At 34.0% G+C, this 20,013-nt stretch carries 18 protein-coding genes; 17 read left to right on the forward strand and 1 reads right to left on the reverse strand.

All coding sequences use genetic code 11. The features are described 5' to 3' along the window. Position 1 precedes the first annotated feature (1 nt). A complete protein-coding gene (locus tag TX86_RS25630) occupies positions 2–232 on the forward strand; it encodes a hypothetical protein (RefSeq protein ID WP_154663054.1) in 231 nt (76 codons plus the stop codon). Between the two features lie 43 nt (positions 233–275). Here the strand turns inward: TX86_RS25630 and TX86_RS25635 are convergent, their stop codons facing one another. Further along, complete coding sequence (locus TX86_RS25635; protein WP_052343547.1) at positions 276–566, reverse strand: MerR family transcriptional regulator; 291 nt, start codon at positions 564–566, stop codon at positions 276–278. A gap of 178 nt (positions 567–744) precedes the next feature. Here TX86_RS25635 and TX86_RS05575 point away from each other — a divergent pair, with 178 nt between their 5' ends. From TX86_RS05575 to TX86_RS27375, 16 genes are all read left to right on the forward strand, one after another. After that, on the forward strand, positions 745–2,358 hold the full coding sequence (locus TX86_RS05575) for an amidohydrolase (RefSeq protein ID WP_042347029.1): 1,614 nt from the start codon (positions 745–747) through the stop codon (positions 2,356–2,358). Positions 2,359–2,391: 33 nt separating this feature from the next. After that, positions 2,392–3,660, forward strand: coding sequence for an NAD(P)/FAD-dependent oxidoreductase (locus tag TX86_RS05580; protein WP_042347031.1), 1,269 nt, complete (start codon positions 2,392–2,394; stop codon positions 3,658–3,660). 14 nt (positions 3,661–3,674) lie between these two features. Next, complete coding sequence (locus TX86_RS05585; protein WP_042347032.1) at positions 3,675–5,147, forward strand: aldehyde dehydrogenase family protein; 1,473 nt, start codon at positions 3,675–3,677, stop codon at positions 5,145–5,147. A gap of 21 nt (positions 5,148–5,168) precedes the next feature. Next, positions 5,169–6,590 carry an MATE family efflux transporter gene (locus TX86_RS05590; protein ID WP_042347033.1) on the forward strand — a complete coding sequence of 474 codons (1,422 nt, stop codon included), beginning with the start codon at positions 5,169–5,171 and terminating at the stop codon, positions 6,588–6,590. 33 nt (positions 6,591–6,623) lie between these two features. Next, on the forward strand, positions 6,624–6,902 hold the full coding sequence (locus TX86_RS05595) for a cupin domain-containing protein (RefSeq protein ID WP_042347034.1): 279 nt from the start codon (positions 6,624–6,626) through the stop codon (positions 6,900–6,902). 220 nt (positions 6,903–7,122) lie between these two features. Further along, positions 7,123–8,475: an APC family permease gene (locus TX86_RS05600; protein WP_042347035.1), complete on the forward strand. Its 1,353-nt coding sequence runs from the start codon at positions 7,123–7,125 to the stop codon at positions 8,473–8,475. Positions 8,476–8,493: 18 nt separating this feature from the next. After that, positions 8,494–10,146, forward strand: coding sequence for an amidohydrolase (locus tag TX86_RS05605; RefSeq protein ID WP_042347038.1), 1,653 nt, complete (start codon positions 8,494–8,496; stop codon positions 10,144–10,146). 102 nt (positions 10,147–10,248) lie between these two features. After that, a complete protein-coding gene (locus tag TX86_RS05610) occupies positions 10,249–10,608 on the forward strand; it encodes an ATP-binding cassette domain-containing protein (protein ID WP_081707571.1) in 360 nt (119 codons plus the stop codon). Positions 10,609–10,738: 130 nt separating this feature from the next. After that, positions 10,739–12,325 (forward strand): PucR family transcriptional regulator, encoded by a 1,587-nt coding sequence (locus TX86_RS05615; protein WP_042347042.1) that lies wholly within the window; start codon positions 10,739–10,741, stop codon positions 12,323–12,325. A 123-nt stretch (positions 12,326–12,448) separates the two neighbouring features. Beyond that, on the forward strand, positions 12,449–13,906 hold the full coding sequence (locus TX86_RS05620) for a CoA-acylating methylmalonate-semialdehyde dehydrogenase (RefSeq protein WP_042347045.1): 1,458 nt from the start codon (positions 12,449–12,451) through the stop codon (positions 13,904–13,906). Positions 13,907–13,944: 38 nt separating this feature from the next. Next, positions 13,945–15,285: an aspartate aminotransferase family protein gene (locus TX86_RS05625; protein ID WP_042347047.1), complete on the forward strand. Its 1,341-nt coding sequence runs from the start codon at positions 13,945–13,947 to the stop codon at positions 15,283–15,285. Between the two features lie 164 nt (positions 15,286–15,449). Next, on the forward strand, positions 15,450–15,650 hold the full coding sequence (locus TX86_RS05630) for a DUF3311 domain-containing protein (RefSeq protein ID WP_042347049.1): 201 nt from the start codon (positions 15,450–15,452) through the stop codon (positions 15,648–15,650). Further along, a complete protein-coding gene (locus TX86_RS05635) occupies positions 15,647–17,125 on the forward strand; it encodes a sodium:solute symporter family protein (RefSeq protein ID WP_042347051.1) in 1,479 nt (492 codons plus the stop codon). Before TX86_RS05630 ends, TX86_RS05635 begins: the two co-directional genes overlap by 4 nt. Before the next feature lie 132 nt (positions 17,126–17,257). After that, positions 17,258–18,877: an amidohydrolase gene (locus TX86_RS05640; RefSeq protein ID WP_042350202.1), complete on the forward strand. Its 1,620-nt coding sequence runs from the start codon at positions 17,258–17,260 to the stop codon at positions 18,875–18,877. Positions 18,878–18,906: 29 nt separating this feature from the next. Then, positions 18,907–19,335, forward strand: a complete 429-nt coding sequence (locus TX86_RS27370; protein ID WP_042347055.1) for a C45 family autoproteolytic acyltransferase/hydrolase — start codon at positions 18,907–18,909, stop codon at positions 19,333–19,335. A gap of 7 nt (positions 19,336–19,342) precedes the next feature. Continuing rightward, positions 19,343–19,999 carry a C45 family autoproteolytic acyltransferase/hydrolase gene (locus tag TX86_RS27375; protein ID WP_268258254.1) on the forward strand — a complete coding sequence of 219 codons (657 nt, stop codon included), beginning with the start codon at positions 19,343–19,345 and terminating at the stop codon, positions 19,997–19,999. The last annotated feature ends 14 nt before the right edge of the window (positions 20,000–20,013 follow it).

The raw sequence follows: 20,013 nt of genomic DNA on the forward strand, positions 1-20,013 counted from the left end.
CGTGTCATCATTTAGGATGCAGTATGGTGATTCTTCAATATTTGCTGTAATGATGATTCCATCTTTTATAAAGGATATAAATCCACATGAACAGGTCAATCTTGCTTCTAAAATACAACTATTTAATATAGATGCATCACATATATTTAAAGGTACGTTACAATGTGGACAATATAAAAATGGGACAAATGCTATTGGAACACCAGTGGAAGTATTAACATCTGTAGGTTGATTGATAGATTGTATTTTTTCGTCAATATGTTTAATAAGTTTGTTTATCTCTTTTTTTCTCGTAAAAATCTATTTTTCTTCTCTAATAACATTCTTTGATAGTAACTGACATCAATATTAATGGTTAAACGTTTGTACGAGAGGAATTTTTGAATTTCTTTTAGGGAAAATTGTAAAGCCTTTAGTTCAACAATTAATTCCATATCATTTATGCAGGATTCATTCATATGAAATTGAGTGCCTTTTTTTTCAGGAACAATTAACCCAATTTCAATATAATAACGAATTGTATCGATTGAAACGTTAAAAAGCTTAGCGAAAGATCCGATTTTCATTTGCAAACCTCCAAACTAAAAAAGTGGTCATAACCCCATGTTTTTCGAAAAAAGTTCAAAATTAGCCTATTGACATAAAGCTTAACCTACCATTTATGATAACTATACTAAGTTTTTAGAATAATTAAAAATGATAAAACTTACCATATGTGTAATTTTATTATAAAGGAGGGTTACTTTGGGGGCAGATATTGTATTTCTAAATGGTGAAATTATAACAGTAGATTCAAAAAATAATGTTATGCAATCTATCGCTATCAAGAAAAATAAAATTATTGCAGTAGGATCAAATCAAGAAATAAATTCTTATATTGACGATGGTACAAAGGTTATTAATTTGGAAGGCAAAACAGTTCTTCCAGGGTTTATTGATTCGCATCTTCATGTTCTAGTAGGAACGAATAAGTTAGGAATTGATTGTAAAGAGCAAAACATAACATCTATAAAAGAGCTTCTTAGGGATCTTCAAAAGAAAAAATTAGAAACTCCAAAAGGTCAATGGATTCGTGCTTCAGGTTTTAATGAGATGTCAATGGTAGAGAAGCGGTATCCGACTATAGAGGAATTAAATGATATTTCAAATGAACATCCTATATATATTTCTCGCACATGTAATCATATTTCCATAGTAAATAACTATGCATTGGAGTTAGCTGGAATGGATACAATTCAATTTGATTCTAGTAATAATCAAATTGAATGTAATCATAATGGTAAACTTACTGGGCGTTTAATTGAGAGTGCAAATATGAAAATGTTTGAGGCTTCAAATTATACAGATGAGGAATTGTACAAGTCTTTTAAACTAGCTTCTGATGAGTTCCTATCTTATGGTATAACAAGCATTCATGACGCTGGTGGACATGGGCCGAACCATTTTAAAACCATATTTAAATCTGTAAAGTCGGGTGAAATGAAAGTTCGTGTATATGCTATGATTTGTGCTTTGAATAATTCAGAAGAATTTGTTAATAAGATGATTGATGCTGGAATTGTTACAGGTATAGGAGATGATAGATTTAGAATTGGACCTGCGAAAATTTTTCTTGATGGAAGTAGTAGTGGTCCAACTATTGCGACTAGAAAGCCTTACACAAGCAATGAAAAAGATTATGGCATTCTTTATTATACCCAAGAAGAAATTGATAGAGTTTTAACAAGAGCCCATCAAAATGGATTTCAAATAACTGCGCATGCACAGGGAGATCGAGCAATTGAAATGCTGCTTAATGCTATCGAGAGATTACAGACGGAGTTTCCAAGAGAAGACTGTCGACATCGTATCGAACATGCAGGTATTGCAGAACCAGACTTACAACTGCGCATGAAAAAACTTAATGTCATTCCGATACCTAATCCACCATTTTTTTATGAATTTGGTGAAGGATATATTCAAAATTATGGGGATCGTGTTGATTATATGTATCCTCTACATGATTACGTGAATCAAGGAATAGTAGCAGCAGCAGGTTCCGATTGTCCTGTAACTTCTTGTAACCCTTTATTAGGTATTCATGTAGCTGTAAATAGAAAGAGTAAAAATGGTATCTCTGTAGGTGATAGACAAAGAGTAAACCTTTTAGATGCTATTCGTATGTATACATGGAATGGAGCTTATGCAAGTTTTGAAGAAGATCGAAAAGGTAGTCTTGAAGTTGGAAAACTTGCAGACCTTGTAGTTTTAGATAGTAGCCTTTTAAAAACAGAAGACAAGAACATTAAAGATATAAAGGCTTCTATGACGATGGTTGATGGAGAAATTGTATTTGAAAGAAAATTGGTGCAACAATAAAAAACACATAATCACTTAAAGGAGACATAATTCATGAATAATTTATCATTATGGACAGCAACTGCTAAGCCAAAAAAAAATCGTCCAGCACTTGTAGGAAAGGAACAAACAGATGTCGTCATTGTTGGTGCGGGATTTACTGGAATATCGGCAGCTCTTCATTTACAACAAAAAGGTTATAACTCAGTAGTTTTAGAACAAGAAACGGTAGGATGGGGAGCGAGTGGGCGTAATGGAGGCATGCTTTTGCCTGGTTATAAACCTACTTTAGTAGAGCTTGCGGATAAGTGGGGCGTGGATGAAGCAAAGCAACTGAACGACCTTTCGATTGAAAGTTTACGACTAGTTGAACAACTAACAAAAGATTATCAAATCGACTGTTCACTGCAGAAAACAGGACATGTTGTGGCCGCATTTAAACAAAAGCACTTTGAGGGAATGAAAAAAGAAAGCGAATTCATTAATAAGCATTTTGGATATGAAACAAAAATCATAGAGAAAAATGATATGGGAAAGGTTATTGCTTCCAAGGCTTATCATGGAGGTTTAGAAGATCCTTTAAGTTACTCCTTTCATCCGCTAAATTATGTACGAGGCTTAGCAGAAGCGGCTGAATCACATGGGGCAAAAATCTTTGAAAAATCAAAAGTGATAAATATAAAAAGAGAATCAGGGTATGTAGAGGTGTTTACCGAATCAGGTAGTGTAAAAGCAAAAGAACTTATTTTAGCAACAGATGCATATTCGGAAAGTATTACGAAACCTCTCCATAAAGGTATTCTATCTATTAGTAGTCAAATCATTGCGACTGAATCGTTACCTGAATCCACATTGAAGAAACTGCTCCCAAAAGGGCAAATGATATTTGATACAAGTAACTTCTTATATTATTTCCGTAGAACGCCAGATTCTCGAATTGCTTTTGGTGGTGGGGATATTATTCCAAACCGTGGTGAAAGCGTATACAAAGAAGTGTACGATGCTATGATTAACGTTTTCCCTGAATTAAAGGGATGTAAAGTGAATTATCGTTGGGATGGATTGATTGGTGTAACACGAGATATGTTCCCTGTCCTTGGAAGAATGGAAGATGGTACATTCTTTGCGGCTGGATATTGTGGTCATGGCGCATCATTAGCTACTCTTTTTGGGAAATTATTGGCACAATTCATCGTAAAAGAAAGTGAAAATTTATATCGCTTTGGTGAGATGAAATTAAAGCCGTTTCCACTTTCAAGTCAGAAAGGATTGCTTATTAATTTAGCTAGTAAGTATCATCGTTTGTTAGATTGGTTGGCGTAAAGGAGAAGATGAAAATGATGGAGCTTAAGATGTATATAGATGGAAAATGGTGTAATTCTGTTTCTGAAGAAAAGAGGGAAGTGAAAAATCCTGCAAATGGTGAGCGATTAGCTATAGTAGCTGAAGGTTCTACAGAGGATGCAAAATGTGCAATCTCAGTGGCGCGAAGAACCTTCAATAGTGGAATTTGGTCACAACTTCCTTTTAAAACTCGTGCCAAGTATTTGCATAAAATTGCTGATCTTTTAGAAGAAGAAGCAGACGATTTAGCGATGTTGGAGACGTTGAATAATGGCAAAATGTTATTAGCAGCCAAAACCGATGTCCAAAATGCAATTGAGTGTTTTCGATATTATGCAAGTCTTATTACTCAACCAGAAGGTGAATTATATAATGTAGGCGATTCTGTTCAAACAATCGTTACTCGTGAACCTATTGGTGTATGTAGCCTTATTGTTCCATGGAATTTCCCGCTTCTTATGGCATCATGGCAAATTGCTCCAGCATTAGCTGCTGGAAATACATTTATATTAAAGCCATCAGAGGTTACACCAATTACTGCTGTTAAACTATTTGAAATTATAGAAAAAGCTGGTGTGCCAGCCGGAGTTGCTAATCTAGTAATGGGAGCTGGGAATTCTGTTGGTAGTGAAATGGTCGAAAGTAAATTAGTAGATAAAGTTGCTTTTATTGGTGGAACGAAAACTGGTCAGAATATTATGCGTGTTGCTGCAGAGCAGACGAAGAAAATCACCTTAGAATTAGGGGGGAAATCTCCAAACATTGTTTTTGCTGATAATGATATAGAAATTGCAGTGGATAATGCTTTATTTAATCTCTTCTTTAATAGTGGTCAAGTGTGTACAGCGGCTTCTCGTCTTCTAATAGAAGAAAGCATTCATGATCAATTTGTTGAGAGATTAATAGAGCGTGCAAGAAAGATTGTAGTTGGTCAAGGAAATAATCCTAAAAGTGAAATGGGACCGCTTGTCAGTGAAGAACATATGCAAAAAGTATTAAATTATATCGAAATTGGAAAAAAAGAAGGTGCAACGCTTGCTTGTGGAGGAAATCGAATTGTAGGTAACGGATATGAAGATGGTTTCTTTGTTGAACCTACTATTTTCACTAATACTAGACCAGATATGAGAATTGTTCAAGAAGAAATTTTTGGCCCTGTTTTAGTCATTCAAAAATTTAAAGATGAAGAAGAAGCAATTAATTTAGCAAATGATACTGTTTTTGGATTGGCTGGTTCTGTTTTTTGTCAGGATATGGAGAAAGCCATGCGCGTAGTCAGACAGATTCAGGCAGGTATCACATGGGTGAATTGTTATCATGTTGCAACGATTCAAGCTCCATGGGGTGGTTATAAACAGAGTGGTGTTGGCAGAGGTTTAGGTATGTTTGGTCTTGATGAATTTTCAGAAAAGAAACAAATTAATATAAGCTATAAAGCAAAGCCGGTTGGTTGGTTTTCTAATTAATACAAGTAAGGGAGGTATTTTATGAAGCATATAGATGTCCAAGAGCAATCAAATATCACTCCTAACGATCTTGAAGAAAGGGAATTAGGAACAAAGAATATAAAAAAATTGTTTTACCGTTATATTCTCCTAGCTATACTAGGTAACATTTTTTTGGCGGCGCCTTCATTTGTTGATGGTAATATAGTCGGTCAATTAGGGACAAAAGAGATGGCGGGTGTTGGCATTGGATATACTATTCAAGTTCTCTCACGTGCTATTGGCGTACTAATTGGAATTGGAGCTGCAGCGGTTGTTGCCCTAAGACTGGGGTCTGGAAAAATCAATGAAGCGAGAAGTATTGCTGGCCAATCGATCTGGTTCGCTATGATCTTGTCGACGGTGATTGCTATCTTTGGTTACATCTATAATGAACCTTTAATGCGACTATTTGGTGCGGATGATGCGTCTTTACCGTCTGCCATGCAATTTGGATATCATGCTTGGGTTTTCTTTCCTTTTCAAGTGTTAGCAATTATTTGTAGTGGTTTCGCCATTCTTGATGAACGACCAGGATTAAGTACGCTAAGTTGGTTTGTTGGAGCAATCTTGGCTGCTACTGTTGAATTAATTCTATTTCATCAGTTTCACTATGGCGTTGAAGCGTCTGCTTGGTCTAATAACATTTCAACATCGTTCCCATGTCTTCTAATTTTTTATTTTCTTTTTGGTAAATCATTGTTAAAACCTAAACTGAAGGACCTAAAACTGAAATTAAGAAATATGTTAGAAGTAACTGCTACCGGTGTTGCCTCATTCTCTATACAACTTACAATGTTTATCGCGATTATTGTTTTCAATAATCAGTTAGCGTTTTTAGGAGGAGAATTACATGTCTCAGCCTTTACCATTCAAAATGGATATATTACTAACTTTCTTGTGCTTTTAGTATTGGGAATTACAGCTGGTATTCAACCTTTAATTAGCTATAATTACGGTGCTAAACTTTATTCTAGAGTTAGTGAAATTACATCGTTAGGTATTAAATTCACATTCATTATGATTTTTGTTGTTACTGTTTTATTGTTTATTTTCACCAATTCGATTGTTAATTTCTTTACAGGAGGAGATGCGGCTCTGCAAGACATCGGGGTTTGGGCAACTAGAGTGTTCAACTTTACCTTTACGTTAGGAGCAATCACATTGTTAATTTCATTATATTTTGAATCAATTGAACAAAATGTGAAAGCAACTTTTATTGCAATAGGAAGAACTTTTATTTTTACAGTTCCTCTTCTATTTATTCTTCCCAAAATATTTGGGGTAAATGGCGTTTGGTATGCAGCTCCAATTGCAGATGTACTTTCGTTTATAATAGCTATTCTTTTCATGAGAAAAGAGTTTGGTAGACTAAAAAATCTTAGTGAAAATCAAAAAATGAACAGCATTAAAAAAATAATCTGAAATTTGTATTAATTTTTATTGGGAGGAAATATTATGGCATTCGTCGTTAAAAAAATATCGAGTCAAGAATATGAACAGTTAGGTATCGATACGTGGGAACCATGGGAAAACACCACTCATAAGGCCCCATGGGAGCTAGAAGAAACAGAAACATTTTACGTGTTAGAAGGAGAAGTCAATATAACTGTGGATGATGAAACTTATAATGTCACAAAAGATATGGTAGTTTCTCTTCCAAAAGGTCTTGTGTGTATGTGGGATATTCCTACGTTTTTGAAAAAGGTGTACAAGTTGAATTTTGAGCTAGATTAATAAAGTAAGATTTTTAAGTTTTATGATGACAGCCAAGCTCTATTTCGAAAAGGCTTGGCTATTTTTTGCAACTCGTGAACATTTTACTTATTTAAAAGGGTTAAGTTTAAGAGAATACATCGACTTTCTCCATTAAGGGCGATAAGTCGTGTTTTTCTAAAAAGGTAATGATAATCAGTTGTTATTTAAAAAATCTTGCTACAAAGGAGATTAAATACGTATGGAAAAGGTTGTACTTAAGCGTAACCTTACACTATTCTCTTTGGTTATTTTTGGACTAGCAACTATGGCTCCAGGAACTGTTTTTGCTACATTTGGTATAGCCTCTCAAGTTACATTAGGTAAGGTGCCAGGAGCGTATATTTTAGCAGCGTTTGCTTTAGCTTTTACTGCCTATAGTTATGGGCAAATGGTTAAGGCTTTCCCAATAGCAGGTTCAGCTTATACTTACGTACAACGTTCATTTAATCCCAATATTGGATTTTTAATAGGTTGGGCAATTTTAACTGATTATCTTCTACTTCCTATGGTGAACGCTCTGATTTTTAGTATCTTTTTTTCTTCGATGTTCCCGTCTGTTCCATCATATTTTTGGATTCTCTTTTTAATTGCTGCTACTACAGTAGTAAATATAATAGGAACAAAATTAGTAGGGAGATTAAATTCACTTTTCATGGGATATACCATTATTATTATCTTTCTATTTTGCGTTCTTTCTATTAAATCAGTGATTGCTGGATCGGGAACTGCTACAATTTTTTCTTCTCTACCTTTTTATAATCCTGAACATTCTTTTTCATATCTTTTGGCAGGAGCATCACTCCTATGTTTTTCATTCATAGGTTTTGATTCTATAACTGCACTTGCTGAAGAATCGATTAATGCTCAAAAAAACATACCTAAAGCTATTTTCATAATCTTATTTATAGGTGCTTTTATTTTTATCACTGTCTCATATATAGCCAGCAGAGTACATCCGGACTATACAACATTTGAAAATCTAGATTCAGCAACTCTCGAAATTGCACAATTAATAGGGGGAAATATTTTTGCGTCATTGTTCTTAGCTGTTACTCTTGTTGGAACCTTTAGTTCAGGACTATCTGCTCAAGCCAGTGTGTCACGTGTCTTATATGCAATGGGACGTGATTCAATGTTGCCTAAAAAATCGTTTGGCTATTTACATCCTCGTTTTAAAACACCAACCTTCAATATTATTTTGGTAGGTATCATCTCATTATTGGCACTTGCATTTTCTCTTACTCTAGCTACATCTCTTATTAATTTTGGGGCTCTGATAGCATTCTTATTTGTTAATCTGTCAGTTATTTCACACTATTTTATAAAACAAAAGAATTACTCCTTTAAGGGCATAGTTTTATATCTTATTATGCCACTTGTTGGTGCAAGTTTTATCGTTTGGTTACTTTCGGGATTAAGTAAATACGCCATCATATTTGGAAGCTGTTGGACGCTACTCGGGATAATTTATCTAGTTTATTTAGTAAAGGTGGCCGGTTTGAAAACTATTGATATTCAATTTGAGGAAGAAAAAGAAAATGTAAAGAATTGAAATTAGGAGGAAATGTAAATGAAAACTATAAAAAAAGCAGATATTATACTTTCTAGTAATGCAGTATTTACTGGACTTGCTAATCAGCCTGAACCAGCATCAATTGCCATAATTGATAACAAAATTGTAGCTATAGGAACAAACGAGGAAATTACTTCTACTTATATTGGAACTAATACACAAGTATATAGTTTTGAAGATCAATTGATTATGCCCGGATTTCATGATTTTCATTTACACATTATCGATGGAAGTTTACAGATGGATTGTGTTAGTTTAGCAAATGCAAATTCCGAACAGGAAGCGGCTGAAATGGTTCGTAAATATGCTGAAGCGAGACCTGAGGAACCATGGATAATAGGATTTTCCTGGAATAATGAAAGTTGGGTTAATAAACAATTACCTACTGTTGCTTCATTAGATTATGTACTTCCAAATAAGCCTGTAATTCTAATGCATGTTGATTGCCATTTTGCATGGGTGAACAGTAAGGCACTAGAACTCATGGGAATTAATTGTGAAACAGAAAATCCAACCTTTGGTACAATTGATAAAAATGAGAACGGGGAATTAACAGGTATACTTTATGAAAAAGCGATGGATTTAGTTTTTAAAGGTGCATTTGATTTTTCACGAGCAAGGAAGGAGCAGATGGTCAAAAATTTTCTTCAGATGGCGGCTGAGTTAGGTGTTACATCCTTAAATGATATGTATGCTCCAAGTAGTGAAATACTTTCAGACTTTGAATTATTTAAAGAATTAGAGGAAGCAGGAGAACTAACAGCTCGAATTTATTTAGCCCCTGCTTTAAATGGTGATTTAGAACGAGCTAAACAGCTGCGAGATACTTATTCATCTGAAATCCTTCAATTTTCTGGACTTAAACAATTTGTTGATGGGGTTATTTCAGGACATACAGCCTTCATGTTAGAACCATATTCTGATAAGCCTGACTCACGAGGAGGAACTACTTTTTCACCAGAATTAATAAAAAAATGGGTTTTAGAGGCGGATAGAGAGAGATTTAGAATTCGTTTACATGCAATCGGTGATGCAGCTGTTCGTTTAGCTTTAGATGCCTTTGAAGATGCACAAAAAATAAATGGTTATAGAGATTCTCGACATACTATTGAGCATATTGAAAGTATTCATCCTGATGATATTTGTCGTTTCGAACAATTAGATGTAATTGCCTCAATGCAGCCACAGCATTTAGCTTCTATAGAAAAAGAGATGTATCAATTGCGCTTAGGAACACAAAGAGATAAATTTACGTTTGCTGTAAATAAGTTAAAAAACGCTGGAGCAAAGTTGGCTTTTGGAAGTGATTTCCCTGTTGTGTCATTAAATCCTTTGCTCGAAATATATCGTGCTGTAACAAGAGTTGATAGTACAGGATTAGCTGCAAATACATGGAACATAGACGAAAGGATTACCCTTGCAGAAGCTTTGAAAGCCTATACTGCAGGATCTGCTTACGGATCATTTAGAGAAAATGAACTTGGGACATTAGAAGTTGGCAAGTTTGCAGACGTAGTCGTGTTAGATCGAAATCTTTTCAGTATCCCTAAAGAAGAATTGCTGGATACGAAAGTGAAATTAACCATTATGAATGGACGTATAGTATTTGAAAAGGCATCAGAAAACAAAAAATTACTAGATTGTAAATAGATAAATATCAGTTTACATGAATGGATAACCTCCTTTGTAAATCAAATTAGGGTGTAATACCTAATTCAATTTTATCAAAGGAGTCTGGAACGTATTTTCGAGATGTTTCCAGGATTAAAAAAGCACGAGAACAATTTGGGAGGAAATCTTAGTGGTGGTGAACAGCAGATGTTAGCCATTGGGAGAGGATTAATGTCTAACCCCAAAATCATTATGCTTGATGAACCTTCCATGGGATTAGCACCAATTATCGTTAATGAAATTCTTGATATTTTAGATGTGATAAAGAATGAATTAGGAACAATGGTCATTTTGGTTGAGCAAAACGTTAAATCTGCTTTGAAAATTGCCGATAGAGGCTATGTCCTAGATCAAGGAAAAATCATTTTATCCGGTACTGGTCAAGAGTTAAGTCAAAATAAGCATGTGGTTAGTGCTTATTTGGGATTGAAATCAAGTTAGGAAACTATTAAATAGCTTAAATAGAACTCTTCCTTAAATTTTTAAGGAAGAGTTCTATTATTTGTTAGAAATGTATTAAGTATGCATTAATAAACTATAGCATTTTGGCAGAGAGGAAGAATTGAAGCATATGAAAAATAATTTCAAATTAACAGTTCAGGCAATTTTAGAACGCAATGAATTTAAGAATGCAGAGGTTATTGCTGGTGAAAAAGGGCTGAATCGAACTGTAAATTGGATACATGTAATAGAAATTACTGATGTGAAACATCTTCTAAATGGTCATGAACTTATTTTATCAACAGGTGTGGGATGGAACATTGAAAAAGAAGAATTTCTTCAATTATTTCGAGAGTTTATAGACAGTAATGTTTCTGCTTTATGTATTGAGCTAGGAAAATATATAAAAGCAATTCCGGACCAAATTATTTCATTGGCCAATCAGTATAATTTTCCCTTAATCGTCTTTAATAGCAAAGTTCGATTTGTAGATATTACTCAAGACATACATACTCTTTTATTGCAGAAACATTATCAAATGATTTCTGATTTAGAATCGTATTCAAATCGATTAAATCAGATTCTACTAACACCAAATCCTACAGAAAAAATTCTTGAACAATTACACAATTATTTACAATTTCCTATTGTTTATATACCTAAATTCGGTGATAATCATATATTTATGAATAATGATATGGAAAAATTCAGGATACAAGAGTTAATCAATGATAATAGTCTGGGGCTAATGAGTCAGAATAAAGTCTTCACTGTTCAAGTAATGAATCAAACATTAGCAGAGCTTATAGTTATTACTGGTTGGATAACAGAGTTTGAAAGTCTACTTATAGATAGAACGGTTACTGCTTTAGCACAATCTTTATTTAGAAATCTTTATATTAATGAAAGAAAAAAAACAGAAGAAACGAATTGGGCATTGCAATGGCTAGAAGGAGCTTATACAGAAGAGCAAGTAAAAATGTATTTTGCAAAGCGCTATCCAAATATAGTAGTAAATGGATGTGTTGTTGTATTAAGTGAGTTAGATGAGTTAAGTGATGATGAGTATCAATTTACACAATTTAAAGCCTATGTTCGAATGATTTTTAATGAAAAAGGATATTTTAGTTACTTTTTAGTTCGTGATAATCACTTGATTTTTATGCTAATAAATTATAGAGACGTGTCTGATTGGAAAGAAAGAATAAGTGAGGGAATAGAATGCTTATTTCAATCAGAGTTTTGTTTAAAGGAAGGTAAATCGAAGCTAAGTTTTAGTGTTGGAAAATTTATTTCTAACTTGGTAGATATTAAAGAAGCATATAATACGGCGAATGAAACGCTATTGATTGAAGAAAGTAGAGCAGTAAGAATGGAGAAGCAAAATATAATATATTATGATGATTTACATATTTTAAGATTGGTATTGTTAGCGAAGGAAAATGGGTACTTACATGAATTTATTGATGACTATTTAGGATCTGTTTTAGCTTATGATAAGGAAAATAATTCTGAATTACTGAATACACTCAAAGTATACTTGCTAACAAACGGATCGAAGAAAGAAACAGCAAATCAGCTTTTTATTGCTAGACAAACTTTATATTATCGCCTAGAAAAACTGTATCATTTATTAGGAAAAGATTTTGAAGAAACTTATAAAAGACAAGCAATTGAATTTGCGATAACTTCATATGAATTTCTAGGAAAGCGTTAATTATTTTAATTTTGTAAAGTTTATTGCTTCATTTCCTTACACTTTGTCTAATATATTTCTAAACTAAATTCATTTTATAATCAGTATTAAGTTAACTAAGTATTAGACAAATGGAGGATTCAAATGGAGACTTTAAAAAATATCCAGAAAATTAAAAATTTCATTGATGGACAGTGGGTAGAAACAGTAAATAATAAATATGAAGAAGTGCTAAACCCAGCGACGGGTGAAGTTATTGCACGAGTTCCAATTTCAAATCGTGAAGATTTGAATATAGCAGTTAATAAAGCAAAAGCTGCATTTGCTACGTGGAGAAAAGAATCAGTTCCGAAACGTGCTAGAATAATGTTTCGTTATCAACAACTACTTGTTGAAAATTGGGATGAATTAGCTCGCATTATTACATTAGAGAATGGTAAAAGCCTTTCAGAAGCACATGGAGAAGTTCAACGAGGAATTGAGTGTGTAGAGTTTGCAGCAGGCAGTCCTACATTAATGATGGGAAGTCAATTACCTGATATTTCACCAGGTATGGAGTCAGGCATGTATCGCTATCCTATAGGTGTTATTGGAGGTATTACTCCATTTAACTTTCCGATGATGGTACCTTGTTGGATGTTTCCTTTAGCAATTGCATGTGGCAACACTTTTGTTTTAAAACCATCTGAACGAACACCTCTTCTAGCAAATCGCCTTGCAGAATTATTAAAAGAAGCTGGATTACCAGATGGAGTATTCAATATTGTTCATGGAGCTCATGATGTTGTAAATGGCATATTGGAAAATGAAGATATTAAGGCAGTATCATTCGTTGGATCTCAACCAGTTGCTGAATATATTTACAAAACAGCAGCAGCTAACGGCAAGCGTGTTCAAGCTCTTTCAGGTGCGAAAAATCATTCGATTGTAATGCCGGATGCTGATATGGATAATGCAATTAAAAACATTGTATCAGCTGCTTTTGGTTCGGCAGGAGAAAGATGTATGGCTGCTTCTGTAGTAGTAACAGTCGGTGAAATTGGTGATGAGGTTGTTTCACGACTAAAGCAAGAAGCAGATCAAATTATTATGGGGAATGGAATGGAGAAAGATGTTTTCTTGGGACCAGTTATTCGTGAAGGCCATAAACAGAAAACATTGAATTACATTGATATTGGCGAGAAAGAAGGAGCTACTTTAGTTCGAGATGGAAGAAATGAAAGAGAAGATTTAGCTGGTTACTTTGTTGGTCCAACTATTTTTGACCATGTTGATACGTCTATGAAGATTTGGAAAGAAGAAATGTTTGCACCTGTTTTGTCAGTAGTTCGAGTGAATACATTAGAAGAAGCCATTGAATTAACGAATGAATCTGAGTTCGCTAATGGTGCATGTTTATACACTGATAGTGCAAAAGCAGTTCGTGAATTTAGAGAAGAAATTGATGCAGGCATGCTCGGTGTGAATATCGGAGTTCCAGCTCCAATGGCATTCTTCCCATTTTCAGGATATAAAAAATCTTTTTATGGTGATTTACACGCAAATGGAAAAGATGGTGTAGAGTTTTATACTCGTAAAAAAATGCTGACAGCTCGTTACTAAATCGTGAATTTACTAATTTAGAATTGGAGTGAGTGAAAATGCAAATTACTGATTCATTAGGAAATCTTCAAAAAACAGACGAGAAATATTTATGGCATGCAATGAGAGGTGCAAATCCATCTCCAGCGAACTTAATTGTAAAAAGTGCGAATGGAGCTTGGGTAACAGATATTGATGGGAATAAATATTTAGATGGTATGTCTGGATTATGGTGTGTCAATGTTGGTTATGGACGTACTGAACTTGCTGAGGCTGCTTTTGAACAGCTAAAAGAATTACCTTATTTTCCATTATCCCAAAGTCATATACCTGCTATTAAGTTAGCCGAAAAGCTAAATTCATGGTTAGATGACGAATATGTCATTTTCTTCTCAAATAGTGGATCGGATGCAAATGAAACCGCTTTTAAAATGGTGCGTCAATATCATCAACAAAATGGTGATACGAATCGTTATAAATTTATATCCCGCTATCGAGCATATCATGGGAACTCCATGGGAGCTCTATCGGCAACTGGACAAGCTGAACGTAAATATAGATATGAGCCATTAGCTGCAGGTTTCCTTCATGTGTCTCCACCAGATTTATATCGTAATCCTGATGATGCGGAAACATTAAAGAGCGCTGATGAAATTGACCGTATCATGACATGGGAGCTAAGTGAAACAATCGCAGGTGTTATTATGGAACCAATTATCACAGGTGGAGGAGTCCTAATGCCACCAGATGGATATATGGCAAAGGTGAAAGAAATTTGTGAGAAACATGGTGCTCTTCTCATTTGTGATGAAGTAATTTGTGGATTTGGAAGAACTGGTAAAACGTTTGGTTTTATGAATTATGGAGTTAAGCCAGATATTATTACAATGGCTAAAGGTATTACCAGTGCTTATCTGCCTTTATCAGCAACGGCTGTAAGAAAAGAGGTATTCGAGAAATTTGCAGGTACCGATATGTACAATCGTTTTCGTCATGTAAATACATTTGGAGGGAATCCTGCGGCATGTGCGCTAGCTCTGAAAAATTTAGAAATCTTGGAGAATGAGAACTTAATTGATAGATCAAGAGTTCTTGGTGAGAAATTATTAAATGAACTTTCAGAGTTGAAACAGTCTCCTTGGGTTGGAGATATACGAGGTAAAGGTTTACTCATTGGTATCGAGCTTGTAGAAGATAAAGAAACCAAAAAGCCAGTTACTTCACAAATAATGGATAAAGTTATTATGAACTGCAGAGAAAAAGGCTTGATAATTGGTAAAAATGGCGATACTGTAGCTGGTTTCAATAATATTATTCAACTTGCTCCTCCTTTAAGCATAACTGATAATGATTTTAATTTTATCGTAAAGACGATTAAAGAAAGTATTCTCTCAATTTAATTATAGCTACTAACATACTATTCTGATGCGAGATTTTGTCAATGTTATTTTATAGACTCAATACTATTGCATCAGAATATTAATGTTAGAAGAAAAATAACATAATAATTATATATTGTGAGTTTTATATTCGTAAAATTAAAAAAGTTTAAGGGAGGAAATAAATGAAATATATTAATCTATTAATTTTGATACCTTTCATTGGATTTTTAGTTTTTTTACCTTGGGCCAATCGCATTGAACCCTATGTTCTTGGTTTACCATTCTTCTTATTCTGGCTCTTATTCTGGATGATTATTTCGCCACTATTATTAATAGTTGTTTATAAATTCGATCCAGCTAATAAGAAAGGGGAAGTTGAATGAATATATCACTAGGTATTATTAGTTTCTTTCTTCTCTTAGCTTTATTTTTAGGCATACAATCCACAAGAGGAAAAAAGATGAGTATGGAGCAATGGACAGTTGGTGGAAGAGGTTTTGGAACAATTTTTGTGTTTTTTCTTATAGCGGGCGAAGTATACACGACCTTCACGTTCCTTGGTGGTAGCGGTTGGGCTTACTCAAGAGGAGCCGCAGCATATTACGTACCAGCTTATATCTTTTTAGCCTATATACTATCCTATTGGTTCGCGCCGAAAATTTGGAAGTATTGTAAAGAGAGAAATTTAATTTCTCAACCGGATTATTTTGCGGCTAAATATAATAGCCGATCTTTAGGTGTATTAGTTGCTATAGTGGGATGTGTAGCGACAGTTCCATATATAGTCATACAGTTTAAAGGGTTAGGTATTATAGTTTCTCAAGCCTCGTATGGATCAATAACACCAACAGTAGCAAGCTGTATAGGAGCTCTAGTTGTTACTATATACGTTATGGTATCGGGAATTCATGGTTCTGCTTGGACGGCTATAATTAAAGATTTCATGATAATAATTGTAGTTATTTTCCTTGGTTTATATATTCCATTCCACTATTTTGATGGAATAAAACCTATGTTTGAAGCTGTTGAAAGTGCTAAACCTGAATTGTTAACGTTACAAGATCAAGGTTTTAGTAATTCATGGTTCATTTCTACGGTCATTATTAATGCAATTGGTTTTTATATTTTACCCACGTCATTCATGGTTATTCTTTCTGCAAAAAATGAAAAAAGTCTTCGCAAAAATGCAATTACTCTACCTTTCTATACAATCCTTCTAGTGTTTATTTTCTTCATTGGTTTTTCAGCGGTTATTATTGCACCTGGCTTAGAAAATGGAGATTTATCTCTATTACATTTAGCAATCAAAACATTTGATCCATGGGTTATAGGAATAATTGGAGCTGCTGGTCTTTTGACGGCTTTAGTTCCCACTTCAGTAATGCTAATGGCTAGTGCTGCAGGGTTGACACAAAATCTATATAAAGTGATTGTTCCAAAGGCATCAGATAAACATTTATTAGTTGTTTCAAAAATTTTCATCGTATTAATAGGAGGTGTTGCTTTACTATTTACTCTTTCGGATGGTGATGCTATGGCTCTTTTAAATATTATGGCCTATAGTCTTATTATTCAATTGGCTCCAACTGCATTTTTTAGTCTATTGAAAAAGAATTATGTAACAAAATATGGTGCATTTACAGGTATTATTGCTGGAGAAATAGTTGTGTTATATATGAGTATAACTGGAGCAACAATATCTCAATTTCTTCCATTTGTACCACAGTGGATAAAGGATATCAATGGTTCTTTGATTGCATTATTGATCAATATCATTGTTATGTTTGTAGTTAGTTTAGTTACTAAAAAGAAAGCGACTATAAATAATGATTATATCGGTAGGGAGGTAATTTCATAGTAGTATTGGAAAAAGCTTCAAAGACTATAAAGGTCAAGTTTTGAATAGTTATTGCTAATTAATAGGAACGATTACATGAAATATAAAGTTGTATATGAGTATGTTGAAAATAGTACAAAGGGGATGTATATGATGAAAGCAGATTTGGCATTTATTAATGGAGAAGTTATTACAATGGATAAGAATTCGCGAATTGTGGAAGCTGTCGCAATAAAGGAAAATCGTATCATTTTTGTTGGTTCTAATTTAGAAGTGAAACAGCTTATCGAAAGTAAAACTAAAGTTGTTGATTTGTGTGGGAAAACATTGCTTCCAGGATTTATTGATTCTCATATTCATTTACCTATGTATGGATTAAACCAACTATCAATTAGTTGCAAGGCTTCATATAAAAAATCTATAGATGATATTAAACAGGAATTAAGAAAAAAAGCTAAAACAGTTGCTAAAGGCCAATGGATTAGAGCATGGGGCTTTAATGAAACAACGATAAAAGAAAATCGTTATCTATCTATTCAAGAGCTAGATGAAATCTCTACTGAACATCCAATTATGATTACTCGTACTTGTGGACATATTTGTCTTGTAAACAGTAAAGCCTTAGAAATAGCGGGAATTAATTCTCAGACGAGCAATCCTGATGGTGGGGTAATAGAAAGAGACTCGAATGGAGATTTAACAGGTAAATTAATAGAAACAGCGAATATGAGAATGAATGAAATTGCTAAATATACAGAGAAAGAGTTAAGACAAGCGGTGAGAATAGCTTCTGATCACTTTGTACAAGCAGGTATTACTAGTATTCATGAAGCGGGTGTTTCTGATTCAGATACGTATCGTCTTTTACAGGAAGCGGTAAAAAATAACGATATTGCTGTGCGTGTTTATGCAATTATTTGTACTTTAAATAATTCACATGAATTTGTAGAGAAAATGCTAGCTGCAGGAGTACTAACAGGTACGGGGGATGAACGATTTAAAATTGGTCCGGCTAAAATATTTACGGATGGAAGTAGTACAGGTCCTACTATTGCAACTAGAGAGCCATATACAAGTGATCCAAATAATCATGGAATTCTATATTATAGCGAAGAAGAAATCTACCGTGTATTAGGTGAAGCCCATAAAAAAGGGTATCAGATAACTGTTCATGCTCAGGGTGACCGAGCTATTGAAATGTACTTGAATTGTGTTGAAAGAGCGCTCAAGGAGCATCCAAGAGAAGATCATCGCCATCGAATTGAGCATGCGGGAATTTCTACACCAGATTTACAAGAGAGAATGAAGAAACTTGGTGTTATTCCAATCCCAAATCCACCTTTCCCATACGAATTTGGTGAAATTTATGTAAATAATTATGGAGAAAGAGTTAATTATATGTATCCAGTACGTGACTTTATAGATAAAGGTATTATATGTGCAGGTGGTTCTGACGCACCAGTTACAGATTATAATCCTTTAATAGGTATTCATACAGCGGTTAATCGGAAAAGTAGCAGTAATTCTGAGATCGGATTGAATCAAAAAGTTACAGTTATGGAAGCTATAAAAATTTATACGATCAATGGGGCATATGCAAGTTTTGAAGAAGATATTAAAGGCAGTTTAGAAGTAGGAAAGTTAGCAGATTTAGTAGTTTTAGATAATAGTATTCTACGACAAAATCAGAACTGCATAAAAGATTTAAAAGTAGAGATGACTGTTATTGATGGACAAATTGTCTACAAAAATGAAGCAGTAGTAAGAGCGTAGAAGGAAAATAGTATTTTGGGGTTATAATATTGAACAAATTTTTATTTCTTTCGGTAAAAGGTAATGCTCTCGATAGAGGTAGAGAAATTGGTTCAAAAGCGAGAAAACAAATTGCTCATAATATAGAAACTTATAAAAAAATATTTATGGAATTAAGTAATATAGATTGGGATACAGCGAAACAACGTGCTTCTCAATACATACCAATGATTGAAAAGTACGATAAAGAAATTATGCAAGAAATCATCGGTATAAGTGAAGGGGCTAAACAGCCCCTTTTAGATATTGTTGCTTTAAATGCCAGAAGTGAAATTATTCTAAATAGTGATGGGTGCACAAGTCTGGCTGTTTTACCAGGGACTACAAAAAATCAAGAGACTTTTCTAGCACAAAATTGGGATTGGAATAACAAAATTAAAGATGGAATTGTGATTTTAGATATTCATCAAGAAAATTAAACCACGTATTCTAATGGCTACAGAAGCAGGTATTGTTGGAAAAATAGGAATGAATAATAAAGGACTAGGTGTATGCTTAAATTTATTAGGAACAACAAACAATACACTTGGTGTACCGATTCATGTTGTTTTAAGAGGAATATTAAATAGTAACAATATATCGCAGGCTGTCGGACAAATTAGTCGAATGCCAAGAGGTACAGCAGCAAATTATTTATTGGCGCATAAAGAAGGCTCGGCATTAAACATAGAAGCTATATCATCTGATTACGATGTCATTTACCCAGAGAATTATATACTTAATCATACAAATCACTTTATATCTCCTCGGATGAATTCAATTAAAGATACTGCAAGAGAAGCTTTTCCTGACACACATTTACGATATTGGAAATCACGTCAGGAAATTATAGAAAACAAGAATCAATTAACTGAAATTGAAATAAAGAATACATTAGCTGATCATACTGGCTATCCAGACTCAATATGTCGTCATGGAGAACTCTTTCCTATAGACTTAGGACGTCCTTCCACTGGAAGCACTGTTTTTTCAATCGTTATGAACCTAACAAAAGGTTCATTTGAATTGTCGAATGGACAACCATGTTCGAATGTGTATGAAACATATCGGTTTAGCGATGATTTTTCAATTACTAAGGACTAGGGAGGATAATAACG

The sequence above is a fragment of the Bacillus massiliigorillae genome (assembly GCF_000380245.2).
Lineage (GTDB): Bacteria > Bacillota > Bacilli > Bacillales > DSM-1321 > Bacillus_AD > Bacillus_AD massiliigorillae.